The sequence below is a fragment of the Pseudomonas sp. QLc11A genome, assembly GCF_052112305.1.
Classification (GTDB): domain Bacteria; phylum Pseudomonadota; class Gammaproteobacteria; order Pseudomonadales; family Pseudomonadaceae; genus Aquipseudomonas; species Aquipseudomonas laurylsulfatiphila.
Map to the genome: position 1 here is coordinate 74,487 of NZ_JAVAJJ010000022.1, position 16,680 is coordinate 91,166.

13 protein-coding genes are annotated in these 16,680 nt (G+C 62.7%); 6 read left to right on the top strand and 7 right to left on the bottom strand.

All coding sequences use genetic code 11. The features are described from left to right. Positions 1-81: 81 nt before the first annotated feature. On the top strand, positions 82-1,080 hold the full coding sequence (locus tag Q8X48_RS26115) for a bile acid:sodium symporter family protein (RefSeq protein ID WP_407802163.1): 999 nt from the start codon (positions 82-84) through the stop codon (positions 1,078-1,080). Positions 1,081-1,335: 255 nt separating this feature from the next. Here the strand turns inward: Q8X48_RS26115 and Q8X48_RS26120 are convergent, their stop codons facing one another. The 6 genes from Q8X48_RS26120 to ribBA form a co-directional block, all read right to left on the bottom strand. Continuing rightward, positions 1,336-3,051 carry an amidase gene (locus Q8X48_RS26120; RefSeq protein ID WP_407802162.1) on the bottom strand — a complete coding sequence of 572 codons (1,716 nt, stop codon included), beginning with the start codon at positions 3,049-3,051 and terminating at the stop codon, positions 1,336-1,338. Between the two features lie 388 nt (positions 3,052-3,439). Continuing rightward, on the bottom strand, positions 3,440-4,594 hold the full coding sequence (locus tag Q8X48_RS26125; protein WP_407802161.1) for an ABC transporter ATP-binding protein: 1,155 nt from the start codon (positions 4,592-4,594) through the stop codon (positions 3,440-3,442). A gap of 16 nt (positions 4,595-4,610) precedes the next feature. Beyond that, positions 4,611-5,420, bottom strand: a complete 810-nt coding sequence (locus Q8X48_RS26130; RefSeq protein ID WP_007976227.1) for an ABC transporter permease — start codon at positions 5,418-5,420, stop codon at positions 4,611-4,613. A 6-nt stretch (positions 5,421-5,426) separates the two neighbouring features. Further along, complete coding sequence (locus Q8X48_RS26135; RefSeq protein WP_193601733.1) at positions 5,427-6,371, bottom strand: ABC transporter permease; 945 nt, start codon at positions 6,369-6,371, stop codon at positions 5,427-5,429. Beyond that, positions 6,368-7,393: an ABC transporter substrate-binding protein gene (locus tag Q8X48_RS26140; protein WP_407802160.1), complete on the bottom strand. Its 1,026-nt coding sequence runs from the start codon at positions 7,391-7,393 to the stop codon at positions 6,368-6,370. Before Q8X48_RS26140 ends, Q8X48_RS26135 begins: the two co-directional genes overlap by 4 nt. 321 nt (positions 7,394-7,714) lie before the next feature. Then, positions 7,715-8,824 carry a bifunctional 3,4-dihydroxy-2-butanone-4-phosphate synthase/GTP cyclohydrolase II gene (gene ribBA, locus Q8X48_RS26145; protein WP_407802159.1) on the bottom strand — a complete coding sequence of 370 codons (1,110 nt, stop codon included), beginning with the start codon at positions 8,822-8,824 and terminating at the stop codon, positions 7,715-7,717. 70 nt (positions 8,825-8,894) lie between these two features. Between ribBA and Q8X48_RS26150 the strand changes: the two genes are divergently transcribed. Beyond that, complete coding sequence (locus tag Q8X48_RS26150) at positions 8,895-9,191, top strand: DUF1330 domain-containing protein (protein WP_407802158.1); 297 nt, start codon at positions 8,895-8,897, stop codon at positions 9,189-9,191. Positions 9,192-9,311: 120 nt separating this feature from the next. Here Q8X48_RS26150 and Q8X48_RS26155 read toward each other — a convergent pair whose 3' ends face one another. Next, positions 9,312-11,285: an alkyl/aryl-sulfatase gene (locus Q8X48_RS26155; protein ID WP_407802157.1), complete on the bottom strand. Its 1,974-nt coding sequence runs from the start codon at positions 11,283-11,285 to the stop codon at positions 9,312-9,314. Positions 11,286-11,422: 137 nt separating this feature from the next. Between Q8X48_RS26155 and Q8X48_RS26160 the strand changes: the two genes are divergently transcribed. The 4 genes from Q8X48_RS26160 to Q8X48_RS26175 all read left to right on the top strand — a co-directional run bounded on the left by Q8X48_RS26160 (position 11,423) and on the right by Q8X48_RS26175 (position 16,331). Continuing rightward, complete coding sequence (locus Q8X48_RS26160; RefSeq protein ID WP_407802155.1) at positions 11,423-12,091, top strand: ABC transporter ATP-binding protein; 669 nt, start codon at positions 11,423-11,425, stop codon at positions 12,089-12,091. Between the two features lies 1 nt (position 12,092). After that, positions 12,093-14,564 carry an ABC transporter permease gene (locus Q8X48_RS26165; RefSeq protein ID WP_407802154.1) on the top strand — a complete coding sequence of 824 codons (2,472 nt, stop codon included), beginning with the start codon at positions 12,093-12,095 and terminating at the stop codon, positions 14,562-14,564. Beyond that, positions 14,554-15,636 carry a lipocalin-like domain-containing protein gene (locus Q8X48_RS26170; protein ID WP_407802153.1) on the top strand — a complete coding sequence of 361 codons (1,083 nt, stop codon included), beginning with the start codon at positions 14,554-14,556 and terminating at the stop codon, positions 15,634-15,636. The genes Q8X48_RS26165 and Q8X48_RS26170 overlap by 11 nt, the downstream gene beginning before the upstream one ends. A 116-nt stretch (positions 15,637-15,752) precedes the next feature. Beyond that, entirely contained in the window at positions 15,753-16,331 is a 579-nt protein-coding gene (locus tag Q8X48_RS26175) for a hypothetical protein (RefSeq protein ID WP_407802152.1), read from the top strand. Positions 16,332-16,680 lie beyond the last annotated feature (349 nt).

Here is a 16,680-nt window from a genome sequence, read left to right on the forward strand (position 1 = left end):
TGGGCTCATCGGCGTTAGTCGGTAATATCCAGTCACGTTAGAGTCGCTTTCACGTACTGGCAACCCCCGGATGATCACCCCATGACGCGCCCCCGTTTGTTACCCGACAACTTCACCCTGACCCTGATCGGCGTGGTCGCGCTCGCCAGCCTGCTGCCTGCCAGCGGCCAGGTCGCGGTCGGTTTTGGCTGGCTGACCAACATCGCCATCGCGCTGCTGTTTTTCCTGCATGGCGCCAAGCTGTCCCGCGAGTCGATCATTGCCGGTGCCGGGCACTGGCGCCTGCATTTGCTGGTGTTCAGCCTGACCTTCGTGCTGTTCCCGCTGCTCGGCCTGGCGCTCAAGCCGCTGCTGTCACCGCTGATCGGCAACGACCTGTACATGGGCATGCTTTACCTGTGTGCGCTGCCCGCCACGGTGCAGTCGGCGATTGCCTTTACTTCGCTGGCGCGGGGCAACATCCCGGCGGCAATCTGCAGCGCGGCAGCGTCCAGCCTGTTCGGGATTTTCCTCACGCCCTTGCTGGTGACCTTGCTGCTCAATGTGCATGGCGAAGGCAGCTCGACCCTCGACGCCATCCTCAAGATCAGCGTGCAGTTGCTGCTGCCGTTCATTGCCGGGCAGATCGCGCGGCGCTGGATCGGCAACTGGGTGGCGCGCAACAAGAGTTGGCTGAGGTTCGTCGATCAGGGTTCGATTTTGCTGGTGGTCTACGGCGCGTTCAGCGAGGCGGTGATCGAAGGTCTCTGGCACCAGATTCCGTTGCTGGACCTGGTTGGGCTGGTGGTGGCGTGCTGCGTGGTCCTGGCGCTGGTGTTGGTGGCCTCGACCGTACTGGGCAAGGCGTTCGGCTTCAATCAGGAAGACCGCATCACCATTCTTTTCTGCGGCTCGAAGAAAAGCCTGGCAACCGGTGTGCCGATGGCGCAGGTGTTGTTTGCCGGTAGCACCATTGGTGTGTTAATCCTGCCGTTGATGCTGTTCCATCAGATTCAACTGATGGTCTGTGCGGTGCTGGCGCAGCGTTTTGCCAATCGCCCGGAATCGATTCCGCAACTGATGGCCCAGGTCGATCCCTGAAAATCCCGGGAACCTGTAGGAGCCAGCTTGCTGGCGATGGACTGTAGGAGCCAGCCTGCTGGCGATGGACTCAAGCGCGCCGCGCTCATCCAGTTCGCCCGCGTTATCGTTAACGACCATCGCTGGCAGGCCAGCTCCTACAAAGGACCGCGGTTATCCAGCTCACACGCGTTATCGTTAACGACCATCGCGAGCAAGCTCGCTCCTACAGGAGACTGCGTCTGTAGGAGCGAGCTTGCTAAGCCAGCGCCTGCATTAGCGCTTGCCAGCCGCCAATGGCGGGGTGCGCGGCGGGATCATGCGTTTGCTGCCGGTGGACTCGAACGCCGATGCCAGGTGCAGCAGTGACGAGTCGTCATAGGCGCGCCCGGCAAAGGTCAGGCCGACCGGCATGCCGATGTCAGGCATCACGCCCATCGGCACGGTGACCGTTGGCACGCCGAGGTGGCGGATGGCGAGGTTGCCGTTGGCGACCCATATACCGTTGCTCCAGGCGATATCCGCCGAATGCGGATCGACATCGGCATTCGCCGGCGCTACATCGGCGACCGTCGGGAACAGCACCGCGTCGAGGCCCAGGCGATCCATCCAGTCTTCCAGATCGATCTTGCGGGTCTTCTCCAGTCCGCGCAGGCCGTCGGGCACTGTGCTGATCTGGTCCCACGGCGTGATGCCGCGCTCGGCCATGCGCACGTATTCGTCCATGCCGGCAACCAGGTCGCCCTCGCGGTTGGGCAGGGTGCCTGGGTCGTGAGGGAAGATCAGCGGGCCGTCGACATCGGCCAGGCGATTCAATTTCGGATCGCCATTGGCCTGCAGGAAGTCATCGAACGCCCAGGCGGTCAGGTCCCACAGTTCATGGTGCAGGAACTCCTTGGAGACGATGCCGCGATTGAACACGGTTGGCGCGCCAGGACGATCGCCTTCGCAATTGGAGACCAGCGGGAAGTCCACGTCGATCACTTGCGCACCGGCGTCTTCGAGGGCCTTGCGCGCCTGTTCCCAGAGGCCGATCACCGAAGGACGGGTGTTGATGCGCTGGCCGGTCGGGCCACCGATGCCCGGCGCTTCGGAGGTGCCGGCTTCAGGGTCGGCGTTGATGTACATGCGCGGAACGCCGAACTTCTTGCCTTTGAGCGCTTCGCTGTTCGCCGCCAGCGCGGCATAGGATTGCGGGCGTACCTCGGACGATTTCGGAATGGGCACCCAAGGCTGCAAGCGCCACAGGTCACCGCGGGTATCCGCGTCATCGGCCACCACCACGTCGAGCACTTCGAGCAGGTCGGCCATGGTCCGGGCAAACGGCACGACCACGTCCATGGTCGGGGTCAGCGGCCAGTTGCCGCGTACCGAGATCACGCCGCGCGAAGGGGTGTAGGCGCACAAACCGTTGTTCGAGGCCGGGCCGCGACCACTCGACCAGGTTTCTTCCGCCAGACCGAAAGCGGCGAAACTGGCCGCGGTGGCCGTGCCGGCACCGTTCGACGAACCGGAGGCGAAAGGGGCGGTGAGGTAGCCGGCGTTGTAGGGGCTCTCGGCACGGCCGTAGACGCCGCGCTGCATCCCGCCGTTGGCCATCGGCGGCATGTTGGTCTTGCCCAGGCAGATCGCCCCGGCGGCGCGCAGGCGCTCGATGGTGAACGCATCGCGATAGGCGATCAGGTCCTTGAAGGCCGGGCTGCCGGAAGCGGCGGTGAGGCCCTTGACCAGATAACTGTCCTTGGCGGTGTAAGGGATGCCGTCCAGCGGACCCAGCGTCTGGCCCTTGGCGCGACGGGCGTCGGCGGCCTGTGCTTCGGCGAGAGCCTCGGGGTTGCGCACCACCACCGCGTTCAGTGCCGTGGGCGTCTCGGGGCCGTCATAGGCGTCGATCCGCGCGAGATAGGCCTGGACCAGTTCAACCGAGGTGGTCTGGCCGGATTCGAGCGCGGCGCGCAGCTCGGCAATGGAAACTTCGGTGACTTCGATCATGCTGCCACCGCCGCTTGCAGGTGGAGGTTCCCAAACACTTCACTTTTCTCGAAATGGACTTTCATATCGTTATTCTCGTTGCACTGTGTGGCACGACAGGGTCGGGTGTTAAAAATACTGAGCACTATTTAGCATTAAACCGGGATTTTAGGAATCCGTTGTCCAATTTATCTTACAGGCGACTTCACGCCATCCCTGGAACCTGTAGGAGCCGGCTTGCCGGCGATGGGCTCAAGTGCTCCACGTTTATCCAGTTTGCGCGTCATCGTTAAAGTCCATCGCGAGCATGCTCGCTCCTACAGAAGAGCAAAAAAAGGCCACCACAACCCGACGTTGTGGTGGCCCGAGGGTGACGCATTATAGTAGCCCGCGCGCGCAGGCCAATGGATCAGTGAGCGCCGGCAGCCTTGTTCAGGTCGCTTTCGGCCCATTCGGTGTAGACGCAGGCATCCGCGGTGGCCCAACGCACCCGCACCGGGTCACCGGCCTTGAGTGGCATGCCGGCGGCGGACAGTGCCTTGACCGTCATCGAGGTGCCGCCGGCAGTGATCACGCTGCAGGTCTGGCTTTCGCCGAGGAACAACACTTCCACGACCTTGGCCGAGACTTCGTTCCAGCCGGCGGCCAGCGGTTCGGCGAGGGCTTGTTCGTTGCTCAGGGCCAGGGCTTTTTCCGGGCGTACCATCAGCAGCACGTCCTGGTCGGTTTGCAGGCTGGCGGTGAGTCGGATCGACAGCGGTTGCCCCTCGAAGGTCGCCACCGCATTGCCCTGGGCCTTGAGCTTGAGGAAGTTGGAGTTGCCCAGGAACGAGGCGACAAAGGCGTTCGGCGGGTTCTGGTACAGGTCATAACCGCTGCCCAGGCCAACGATCTTGCCGTGGCTGAAAATCGCGATGCGCTGGGACAGGCGCATGGCTTCTTCCTGATCATGGGTCACGTAGACGATGGTGATGCCCAGGCGCCGATGCAGCTGGCGCAGTTCATCCTGCAAGTCTTCGCGCAGTTTCTTGTCCAGCGCACCGAGGGGTTCGTCCATCAGCAGGATACGTGGCTCGTAAACCAAGGCGCGGGCGATGGCGACGCGTTGCTGCTGACCACCGGACAGTTGCGAAGGGCGGCGATGGGCGAATTGCTCAAGCTGCACCAGCTTGAGCATTGCATCGACCCGGCGCTCGCGCTCGGCGGCAGCCAGTTTGCGGATGGTCAGCGGGAAGGCGATGTTGTCGCGCACCGACAGGTGCGGGAACAGCGAGTAGCGCTGGAACACCATGCCGATGTCGCGCTTGTGCGGCGGCACGTTGACCAGCGACTGGCCGTTGACCAGGATCTCGCCGCTGCTCGGCGTTTCGAAGCCGGCGAGCATCGACAGCGTGGTGCTTTTGCCCGAGCCGCTGGAGCCGAGGAAGGTGAGGAATTCACCGTCCTTGATGTCCAGCGAGATGTTGTCCACGGCGGCGAAGTCGCCGTAGTGCTTGTTCAGGTTACGCAGGCTGACCAGGGGTTTGTCATTTTGCTGCGCGGAATCTTTGATCACTGCACTCATGTCGTACTCCTGGCGCTCAAGCGCTGATTTCGTTGCGCCGGCGCAGAGCGGCGGCGATCACCATGACCAGTACCGAGAGGCCGATCAGCAGCGTCGAGGCGACGGCGATCACGGGCGTCAGGTCCTGGCGCAGGGTGGTCCACATTTTCACGGGAAGGGTTTGCAAGGTCGGGCTGGCCATCATCACGCTCAGCACCACTTCATCCCACGAGACGAGAAAGGCGAAGAGGGCGCCGGCAACCATGCCCGGACGGATCGCCGGGAAGGTCACCTTGAACACCGCTTGCAGGCGCGAGGCGCCGCAGATCACCGCTGCATCCTCGATCGACTGATCGAACAGCTTCAGCGAGTTGATGATCGAGATGATGGTGAACGGCAATGCCACGATCACATGGCTGACCACGAAGGCGAACATGGTTCCGGTGTAGCCCAGTTTCAGGAACAGCGCGTACACCGCCACGGCGATGATCACCAGGGGCACGATCATCGGCAGGGTGAACAGGCCGTAGAGCATTTCCCGGCCAGGGAAGCGACCGCGCACCAGGGCGAACGCGGTCGGCAGGCCCAGCGCGACGGCGAAGAACGTGGTCAGCACCGCGACCTTGAGGCTGGCCATGGCCGCGTTCATCCAGTCGGCGTTGGAGAAGAACTGGCCGTACCATTTCAGTGTCCAGCCCGGCGGCGGGAACACCAGCCATTGCGACGAGCCGAACGACAGCAGCACGATGAACACGATCGGCAGCAGCAGGAACAGACCGATCAGCCCGGTGGTGGCATAGAGGCCGAAGCGCATCCGGCGGCTCATGGCATTGGGGGTCAGGAGCATGACGGCTTACCTCGCGTTGCTGGCGCCAACCGGGGATTCCGGCTGGAGCTTCAGGTAGAAGTAGAACAGCACCAGCGTGATCACGATCAACAACGCGGCGCCGGCGCTGGCCAGGCCCCAGTTGAGGAACGACTGCACCTGCTGAATGATGAACTCGGGCAGCATCATGTTCTGCGCACCGCCCAGCAGCGCCGGGGTCACGTAGTAACCGAGGGACATCACGAACACCATCAGACCGCCGGAGAACAGCCCCGGCCGGCACAGCGGCAGGAACACCCGGAAGAAGTTGGTCCAGGGGCTGGCGCCGCAGATCGAACCGGCCTGCAGGATCATCGGGTCGATGGCCTGCATGGTCGCCTGCAACGGCAGCACGATGAACGGGATCATGATGTAGCTCATGCCGATCACCACACCGGTGAGGTTGTGCACCATCTCCAGTGGTTGATCGATGATGCCCATCGCCATCAACGCCTTGTTGATCACCCCGGAGGCTTGCAGCAACACCAGCCAGGAGTAGGTGCGGGCGAGCAGGCTGGTCCACATCGACAACAGCACGATGTTGAGGATCCAGCGCCCCCAGCCACGGGGCACCAGGGTGATAGCCCAGGCCAGCGGGAAGCCCAGCAACAGGCTGAACAGCGTGACCAGGCCCGCCACCGAGAAGGTGTTGAGCAGGACCCGGGCATAGGCCGAGTTGGCGAACAGTTGCTCGTAGTTGCCCAGGCCCGGCACCGGTTCCAGCACGCCGCGCAGCAGCAGGCCAATCAGCGGCGCGAGAAAGAACAGGCCGAGAAACAGCAGGGCGGGGACCAGGTTGCTGGCGCCACGCCAACGCTGTTTCAGCGAAGGCGAGGGTTGCTTTGCAAGGGTCTGGCCGACTGCCGGACCGGCAGCGCCAATGGCGCTCCCGGAGGCCGTGGAAGGACGAGGCGCGGTTGCCGTCATTTTCATTTGACCAGCCATTCGTTCCACCGTGTCGCAATGGCCGGACCGTTCTTGGCCCAGTATGCGAAATCAAGAGTGATCTGATCCTTTGCGTAGGCCGTCGGCAGGTTCGGGGCCAGCGCCGAGTCCAGGCGTGCCACGCTGTCGACGTTGACCGGGGCGTAGGCGGTCAGGTTGGAGAAGTCGGCCTGTCCTTTGGCGCTGCTGGCGTTGGCCAGGAACTTCATCGCCGCGTCCTTGTTTTTCGAACCCTTGGGAATGACCAGGATGTCGGCCATGACCAGGTTCTGCTTCCAGCTTACGCCGACCGGGGCGCCGTCTTCCTGCAGGGCATGAATCCGGCCGTTCCAGAACTGGCCCATGCTCGCTTCACCGGAGGCCAGCAGTTGCTGCGACTGCGCGCCGCCGCCCCACCAGACGATGTCTTTCTTGATGGTGTCGAGTTTCTTGAACGCACGGTCCAGGTCCAGCGGGTAGAGCTTGTCTGGCGCTACACCGTCGGCCAGCAGGGCCAGTTCGAGCACGCCTGGGCTTGGCCATTTGTAGAGGGCGCGTTTGCCGGGGTAGGTCTTGGTGTCGAACAGCGCGGACCAGTCCTGGGGCTTGTTGGCGCCGAGCTTGCCTTCGTTGTAGCCGAGGACGAAGGAGAAGAAGAACGAGCCGACGCCATGATCGCTGACGAAGCGCGGGTCGATCTTGTCGCGCTCGATGACTTTGAAATCGAGGGGTTCGAGCAAGCCTTCGGCGGCGGCGCGCAGGGCGAAGTCGGCTTCGACATCGACCACGTCCCATTGCACGTTGCCGCTTTCGACCATGGCCTTGAGCTTGCCGTAGTCGGTCGGGCCATCCTGCACCACGGTGATGCCGCTGGCCTTGCTGAACGGATCGGCCCAGGCCTGCTTCTGCGCATCCTGGGTGCTGCCGCCCCAACTCACGAAGTTGACGCTTTCAGCCGCCAGCAATGCCTGGCTGGTCACACTCAGCAGTCCCGCAAAAAGAACTGCGGTCGCACGTTTGTTCAACACCATTTTCACGCCCTCATTGTTGTGTTTATGAGCGGGGCCTTCGAGTGCCCGCCTATCGGGAGCAGTAGGTCCGTCGAGTCAGTGCTGACTGTCCGGTCTATGGAATATCATATTATGGTATTCCAAACTTTGTGCAAGCACTTTGCCGTACCGGCTATCAGCCAAATTGCTCTTTATGAAGTTGATTTATCCCTAGCCACATTCCTGTGGGAGCGGGCTTGCCCGCGATAGCGGTACATCTGTGACATTGATTTTGGATGTACCACCGTCATCGCGGGCAAGCCCGCTCCCACAGGGTTTTTTCCATGCAGGAATGACTGCGTATCACTCGGTGAACGGAATGCTCTCCACCACCTCCAGGTCATACCCGGTCAAACCCGCATATTTCAACGGCGGACCGAGATGGCGCAGCTTGCCGACACCCAGGTTTTGCAGGATCTGCGCGCCGGTGCCCACCTCCGAATAAATCCGCGACTGCGAACGGCTGAACTGCCGGGGCGACTGGGTCAATTGCGGCACGCGTTCCAGAAGCGCCTGGGAGGATTCGTGATTGGCCAGCACCACCACCACGCCGTGGCCTTCGGCGGCGACACGCTGCAAGGCGGCCCACAAGGTCCAGTTGGTCGGCCCGCTGTATTCGGCGCCAACCAGGTCGCGCAACGGATCGATCACATGCACGCGCACCAGCGTCGGCTCATCGCGGCGCAGATCGCCCATGACCATGGCCATGTGGACACCGCCTTCGATGCGATCCTCAAAGGTGATCAGACGGAAGGTGCCGTGCACCGTCGGCAAGTCACGTTCACCGATGCGCACGATGGTGTGTTCGGTGCTCAGGCGGTAGTGGATCAGGTCGGCGATGGTGCCGATCTTGATCCCGTGCTTGCGCGCGAACACTTCCAGGTCCGGGCGGCGGGCCATTGTGCCGTCGTCGTTCATCACTTCGACGATCACCGAAGCGGGCGTATGGCCGGCCAGGCGGGCCAGGTCGCAACCGGCTTCGGTGTGGCCGGCGCGGGTCAGCACGCCGCCTTCCCGGGCGCGCAGCGGGAAGATGTGGCCCGGTTGCACGATGTCGGCGGGACCTGCGTTGGCGGTGACGGCGGCGGCCACGGTGCAGGCACGATCGGCGGCGGAGATACCGGTGGTCACGCCGACGGCGGCCTCGATGGACACGGTAAACGCGGTGCTGAACACGCTGCCGTTGCTCGGCACCATTTGCTCCAGGCCCAGGCGTTTGCAGTGTTCGTCGGTCAGGGTCAGGCAGATCAGGCCACGGGCTTCACGGGCCATGAAGCTGATTGCCTCGGGTGTGCAGCAGTCGGCGGCCAGCAACAGGTCGCCTTCGTTTTCCCGGTCTTCATCGTCGACCAGCAGGACCATTTTGCCGAGGCGGTAGTCTTCGATGATTTCTTCGATGCTGTTGAAGGCCATGCTGGAGTCTCAGTGTTTGTGGGATGGGTAATGTGGTATACCATAATACAAAATAAACCGAGAGGTCACTATGAAGGCGTACTGGATTGCTCATGTGGATGTCACTGACTCTGATCAGTACAGCCAATACACCCGGCGGGCGCCACAGGCGTTTGCTCTGTATGGCGGTCGGATTCTGGCGCGGGGAGGGCGTAGCGAGGCGATGGAGGGTCGGGTGACGCCGCAGCGCAGTGTGGTGATCGAGTTTGATTCCTACGAGCAGGCGGTGGCGTGCTATCACTCGGCGTTGTATCAGGAGGCGCGTGGGTATCGTGAGGGAGTGGCTTTGGCTGAGGTCATCATTGTCGAAGGCGTGGCGCCGCTCTGAACTGACCCTGTAGGAGCGAGCCTGCTCGCGAGAAAGCTGAGAGCAACGCGGGGTGTCAGGCTCCCCGCGTCATCGTTGGCCTCCATCGCGAGCAAGCTCGCTCCTACGGGGGATCTGGGTTCACGGGGTAACGATATTGAACTGCGGCGCAAACGTATCGAGGCTGGTCATCAACTCCCCAAGCTTCTTGCCATTGCCTTGCAGCTTGATCAGGCCTTTCTGGATCGCCGTGGGGATATCCAGTTGCTTGAGGCTGATCTGTTCCAGGGTGGCCTTGCTCATGGTCACGCTGGCATCCGCCTGGGCATTGAGGCCGGCGCGGTGGGTCAGCACGCCGTTGCGCAGGGTCAGGTTGAAGTCCTTGTTCAGGTCCTCGAAGGTCCAGTTCAGGGTCAGGTCATGGCCTGCGGCCTTTTCGCTGTCCAGGCGCACGGCCAGGAAGTCGAAGAACATCTGCGGGCTCATCGCCCGCACCATGTCGACCGACACCGAAGTGCCCGCATGGGGCGGTACGCCGTTGCGCAGTTCCATGGCGCCGGTCAGGTACATGTTGCGCCAGGTGGCGTTTTCGCTTTGATAGCCCATCTGCTCCAGCGCCTCGGCCTGGGCTTTGCGCGCGTCGCTGTTGTCCGGGTTGGCGAACAGCAATTGATTGCCCAGTTGCGCGGCCCAGCGGTACTCACCCTTGGTCATCGCCGCGCGCATTTTCTCCAGTACCGCCGCTTCGCCACCCATGGCCTCGACCGTGTACTTCGCCGTTTCCACAGGTGGCAGCGGATTGAGGTTGGCCGGGTTGCCGTCATAGAAACCCATGTAGCGCTGATACACCGCACGGGTGTTGAAGCTCAGCGAGCCGTAGTAGCCGCGGGTGTACCACTTCTGGTCCAGGCTGCCGGGCAGTTTCTTGATCGAGTCGGCGATTTCCAGCGGCGTCAGGCCCTGGTTCAGCAGGTGCAGGGTGCGGTCATTGAGGAAGGCGTACATGTCGCGCTGGTCGGCGAGGAAGGTGCGGATGCGTTCGCCGCCCCAGGTCGGCCAGTTGTGCTGGGCAAACAACACGTCGCTCTTGTCGCCGTATCGTGCCAGGCTGCCGTCCAGGTACTCGGCCCAGGCCTTGGCATCCCGCACTTGCGCTCCGCGCGGGGTGAGGATGTTGTGCATCATTTGCGTGGCGTTTTCCGCCATGCACAAGGCACGCAATTGCGGCAGGTAAAGGTTCATTTCCGCAGGCGCCTCGGTGCCCGGGGTCAACTGGAATTCCACCTCGAGGCCGGCGATGGTGCGGGTCTGCAGTGCCTTGTCGATCAGGTCGGTGGGCGGGATCAGGGTGACGGTGCCGCCGCTCGGTGTGCTCTTGCCCAGGCCGGCATCGACCTGGCCTCTTTCGCCACGGGGCAGCAGGCTGCCGAACTGGAACTGCGCGCGGCGGCTCATGGCGTTGCCGGCGTAGACGTTCTCGCTCATCACGTGTTCCATGAACCCGGCGGGGGCGAACACCTTGACCTTGCCGGCCTTGACGTCGGCTTCGTCGATGACCCCGCGCACGCCACCGAAGTGGTCGACGTGGGTGTGGCTGTAAATCACCGCCACCACCGGCTTGTGCGGGCGGTTCTGGTAGTACAGGTCCAGTGCCGCCTTGGCGGTTTCGGCCATGGTCAACGGGTCGATGATGATCAGCCCGTCGTCGCCTTCGATGATGGTCATGTTCGCCAGATCAAGGCCGCGCACCTGATACAAGCGCGGGCTGACTTCGAACAGTCCGGCATGGGCGCTGAGTTGGGCCAGGCGCCAGAGGCTCGGGTTGACCGACTCCGGGGCCTGGTCTTTGGTGAGGAAGTCATAGGCCTGGATATCCCAGATGACCTTGCCCGAGGCGTCCTTGACCTGGCCCTTGAAGGGCGCGATCAAGCCCTTGGTGACAGACTCGTAGTCGGTGCGGTCGGTGAAGGGCAGTTGCTTCAGTACGGCGGCGTTACTGGCCGTGGTTTGCGGGCTGGCCGCGACCGGTGCATCGGCGGCGATCACCGATTGCGCCAGGCAGGCGGTGATCAGGCAAGCGAGCAGCCCGCGAGGGCTCAAGGTGAAACGAGGCATGGTGTCTCCGTTTTTTATCGTTATGGCTAGACCAGCTTCGAGGGTAGGGCGGGGCACGGGCAGGGCGATCATCGGCAACGGACAAAAAACATTCAGGGCCGCTATCCTTGAGCCACGCATATCCAGCAGGTTGACCCATGCTTGAAGTCCATGGCGTTTTCAAAAGCTACGCCACACCGCAGGGGCCGCTGCCGGTGCTGCAAGGCGTCGACCTGACGCTCAGGCCCGGCAGCAGCCTGGCGCTGATGGGCGAGTCAGGCAGTGGCAAAAGCACCTTGCTGCACCTGATCGCCGGGCTGGACAAGGTCGACAGCGGCAGCATCCGCAGTGGCGGGCATCGCCTGGAACAGATGAACGAAGGGCAACTGGCAAACTGGCGCCGAACGGAAATCGGCCTGGTGTTTCAGCAATTCAACCTGATCGGCAGCCTGCGGGTCGAAGACAACCTGGCGATTCAGGCGCGTCTGGCCGGGCGTCATGACCCACGCTGGCAAGCCCATCTGGTGCAGCGCCTGGGCTTGGGTGAGCTGCTGCGGCGCTACCCGGAGCAACTGTCCGGCGGCCAGCAGCAACGGGTCGCGCTGGGCCGGGCGCTGGCGTCGCGCCCGCCATTGCTGCTGGCCGACGAACCCACCGGCAGCCTCGATGAAACCACCGGCGCCGAGGTGTTGCAGTTGCTGCTGGAACTGCTCGACGACAGTCCCACCAGCCTGCTGATGGTCACCCACAGTCCCGGCGTGGCGGCGCGGCTGGCGGAAAAGGCCTTGCTGTGCGGTGGTCGCCTGGCCGGTGTGGGCGAGCGCTGACATGGGCATCTTTGGCCAGACCCTGCACGCGCTGCTCAGCCACTGGCGGCAGCATCCGGTGCAGTTTTTCAGCGTGCTGACCGGGTTGTGGCTGGCCACCGGCCTGTTGACCGGCGTCCAGGCACTCAACAGCCAGGCCCGTGACAGCTATGCCCGCGCCAGTCAGTTGATCGGCGGCGAGCCTCAGGCCAGTCTCGGTGCGCCCGGTGGCGGCACCTTCGCGCAGCAATGGTTTGTCGATCTGCGCCGCGCAGGGTGGCCCGTGTCACCAGTGCTGCAAGGGCGGGTCACGCTCAAGGGGCATGAAGAACAGCGCCTGCAGTTGATGGGCATCGAGCCGGTGTCGCTGCCGGCGGGTGCGGCGGTGGCGGGGCAGGCCTTGGCGATTGAGCAGGTGGTCGGTTTTTTCAGCCCGCCGGGCAGTACCTGGATATCGTTGCAAACCTTGCAGGCACTGGGCTTGCGCGAAGGTGACCGGCCACTGAACCTGGCGGGCGTGGCACTGCCGCCGCTGCAGGTGCAGGCCGATATGGCGCCCGGTGTGCTGCTGGTGGACATCGGTTTTGCCCAGCAGATTCTCGGGTTGCCGGATCAACTGTCGCGCCTGCTGTTACCGAAGGATTTCACTGCACCGCTGCCGCACGCCCTCCATGGACAGCTGCAACTCAAAAGCGCTGGCGAAGAAAACAACCTCACTCGCCTGACCGAAAGCTTTCACCTGAACCTCGCGGCCCTGGGGGTGCTGTCGTTCGTGGTTGGTCTGTTTATCGTGCATGCCGCCATCGGGCTGGCGCTGGAGCAACGTCGGGGTTTGCTGCGCACGCTGCGTGCCTGTGGTGTGAGTGCGCGCATGCTGATCGCCTGTCTCGCCGTCGAATTGGGTGGATTGGCCCTGATCGGCGGTGTGGCCGGGGTGGTCAGCGGCTACCTGCTGGCCGCCGTGCTGTTGCCGGATGTCGCCGCCAGCCTGCGTGGCTTGTATGGCGCCGAAGTGGCGGGGCAGTTGAACCTCGGCCTGTCATGGTGGTTCAGTGGTATCGGCCTGAGTCTGATCGGCGCATTGCTGGCCGGTGTCAACAGTCTGCTGCGGGCGGCGCGTTTGCCATTGCTGGCGCTGGCCGACCCGCAGGCCTGGCATCAGGCCCATGCACGCTGGTTGCGCCGCCAGGCCTGGGTGGCGGCAATGGCCGGGGTGATCGCGCTGCTGGCGCTGATCTTCGGCGACAGCCTGGTCAGTGGCTTCGTACTGATGGCGGCGCTGTTGATCGCCGCCGCGCTGGCGTTGCCGGTGGTGCTCAGTTCGCTGCTCAGTCTCGCTTCGCAGCGCAGTCGCTCGGTACTGGGCCAATGGTTTGTCGCCGATTGCCGCCAGCAACTTCCGGCGTTGAGCCTGGCGTTGATGGCGCTGCTGTTGGCCATGGCCGCCAATATCGGTGCCGGCAGCATGACCGCAGGCTTTCGCCAGACCTTCAGCGACTGGCTCGAGCAACGGCTGACGGCCGAGCTTTACCTCAATCCACAAAACCCGGCCCAGGCCCGGGAGCTGCACGGCTGGCTCAACCAGCAGCCGCAACTGGCGGCGGTGCTGCCCAACTGGCAGGTGTCGATCCAGTTGCAGGGCTGGCCGACGGACCTGTCCGGGATCATCGACCACCCGACCTATCGCCAGCACTGGCCGCTGCTCGACGCCTTGGGCGACAACCCTTGGGAACGACTGGCCAAGGACGATGCGGTGATGCTCAGCGAACAACTGGCCCGGCGCCTGCGCGTGCAACCGGGCGACCACCTGACGCTGCCGACGCCCACTGGCCCGTGGTCGCCACGGATCGTCGGGATCTACGCCGACTACGGCAATCCCAAGGGTCACATCCTGGTCAACATCCGACACCTGTTGCGCGGCTGGCCGCAACTGACACCGAACCGCTTCAACCTGCGCATCGACCCGGCGTCGATCCCGGCGTTCGTCACGGCGTTGCAGGCGCGTTTTACCCTGGACGACAGCCGCATCGTCGATCAGGCGCGACTCAAGGGCTGGTCCACGCAAGTCTTCGAACGCACCTTCGCCGCCACCGCTGCGCTCAATAGCCTGACGTTGTGCGTGGCCGGCGTGGCGCTGTTCATCAGCCTGTTGACTCAAAGCCAGAGCCGTCTGGGGCAGTTGGCGCCGCTGTGGGCGCTGGGTGTGACGCGCCGGCATCTGATGTTGCTCAACCTCGGGCAAACCTGGTTGCTGGCGCTGCTGACCCTGGTGCTGGCGTTGCCGTTGGGCATCGCCCTGGCGTGGTGCCTGGACACGGTGATCAATGTGCAGGCCTTTGGCTGGCGCCTGCCGTTGCGGGTGTTCCCGTTGCAACTGTTGCAGTTGATGGGCCTGGCGCTGGTGGCGACATTGCTGGCTTCGGCCTGGCCGTTGTTGCGTTTGTACCGCACGCAACCGGCGGACTTGCTGCGCACGTTTGCCTATGAAAATTAATCTCGGCGTCTTGCTCCTGGTGCTGCTGGCGCTGCTGTTCAATGGCTGCGATCAACCGGCACCGGTAGAAAAAGGTTTTGCCGGGCTGGGCAACCAGGCCGCTGCGTTTACCAAGGTGGTGCCCGGTCGGGTGTTCAGCTTCCCGACGGATCACGGCCCCCACGATGGCTTTCGCATCGAATGGTGGTACATCACCGCCAACCTGAAGGACGCTCAGGGGCATGAGTTCGGCGCGCAATGGACGCTGTTCCGCAGTGCCTTGAAAGCCACCCCCGAGGTGGCAGGCTGGCAGAACCAGACGATCTGGCTCGGTCATGCGGCGGTGACGTCGGCGACGGTGCATCACGCGGCGCAGCGCTATGCCCGTGGCGGCGTCGGTCAGGCCGGTGTCAGTGTTATGCCGTTCAATGCATGGATCGATGACTGGCAACTGAGCAGCCAGGCGCCAGCCGACGATCCGTTGGCCGACCTGCTGCTCAGCGCCCGCGACAAGCGTTTCAGCTACCGGCTGCGGTTGACCTCGACAGGTCCGCTGGTGCTGCAAGGGGACAAGGGGTTCAGCCAGAAGTCCGAACAGGGTCAAGCCTCTTACTACTACAGTCAGCCGTTTTTCCAGGCCAGCGGCGCCCTGGAAATCGACGGCCAGACCTTTCAGGTCAGTGGCCCGGCCTGGCTCGACCGTGAGTGGAGCAGCCAGCCCCTGACGGCCAACCAGAGCGGTTGGGACTGGTTATCCCTGCATTTGGACAGCGGCGAGCAGGTGATGCTGTATCGCATGCGGCAAAAGGACGGCGAGCCTTACCTCACCGGCACCTGGGTCGACGCCCGGGGGCAGACACAGTTGCTGCACGCCGGCGATATCAGCCTGACGCCGCAAGACAGGGCCAGCGTGGCCGGGCGCGAGATGCCCATTCGCTGGTCGATCAAGATCCCCTCCAGACACCTCGATATCACCATCACCGCGCTCAATCCCCAGGCGTGGATGGATTTGCGCATACCGTACTGGGAAGGCCCGGTGCGCCTCAGTGGCAGTCATGCAGGGAACGGCTATCTGGAAATGACCGGGTATTAGAAAATCAGCGCCTGCTGCGACCACTCGCCAAACAGCGTCTATGCTCATCGCACACATGGCGTTGGGCTTGGCTTCAACGCCGTCTGTTGCCATCTATCACAGGGAAAGTTCTGCCTATGAAACGCCACGCACTGACCAAAGCCATCACCCTCGCAACCTTGTTGTCTGCCGCCAGTTTCGGTGCGGTTGCCGCCGAACTCCCGTTGTCCGAAGTTGTGGTGGTCGATCAGGTCGCCACCCAAGTCGTTTCGGTCGATACCGCAAACCGTATCGTGGTCCTCAAAGGCCCGCAGGGTAATGAATTCCCTGTGCAACTGACCGAAAAAGCGAAAAATCTCGACAACCTCAAGGCCGGCGACAAGGTTGACATCAGTGTGACCAGCGCCGTTGCCGCCTTCCTCGACACCGATGTCGACAAAGGCCTGCCGGGCACTGCCGAAGTCACTGGCGAAGTGCGCGCAGCACCCGGTAGCGACAACCCCGGCGGCGAAGCTTACCGTCAGGTGAAAGTGCAGCTGAAAATCACCCACATCGACCAGAAAAAACACCAGGTGACTTTTGAAAACCCGGAAGGCAAGTCTAAGACGGTTGACGTCAAGCGTCCTGAAGTCCAGGCCAAACTCAAGGACTTGAAAGTTGGACAAAGCGTTAACGTGGTTTACACCGACATATTGACGGTGACCAGCAAACACTGAAATTGAGTTATATGGGCTGATTGTTTTTGTAGAAGTCTTGTACGGGAATAATCAGCTCATAGCGTTTAACGGGCGCGTTTAAAGCGTTGTGCGGCGTCGTAATCAAGTCGACATTTCCTTAAACATTGTGTCGATAAATTTCATCTTTGCAGTGCGGACATATTGATTCTCATCTATTAAAATGCTTTCCGTTCGCCCAGTGTACGGCTCTTTACCAGTGCATGGATTGCCGAGGCCATCGCACTGGGCGAACACTTTATTGGTTGTATTGAAAGTTTCGGATATAAAAAAAACGGGCGACCTGCGGGTCGCCCGTTTTTGTTTGGAGTTGCAGCGTGGGCATGGTCCC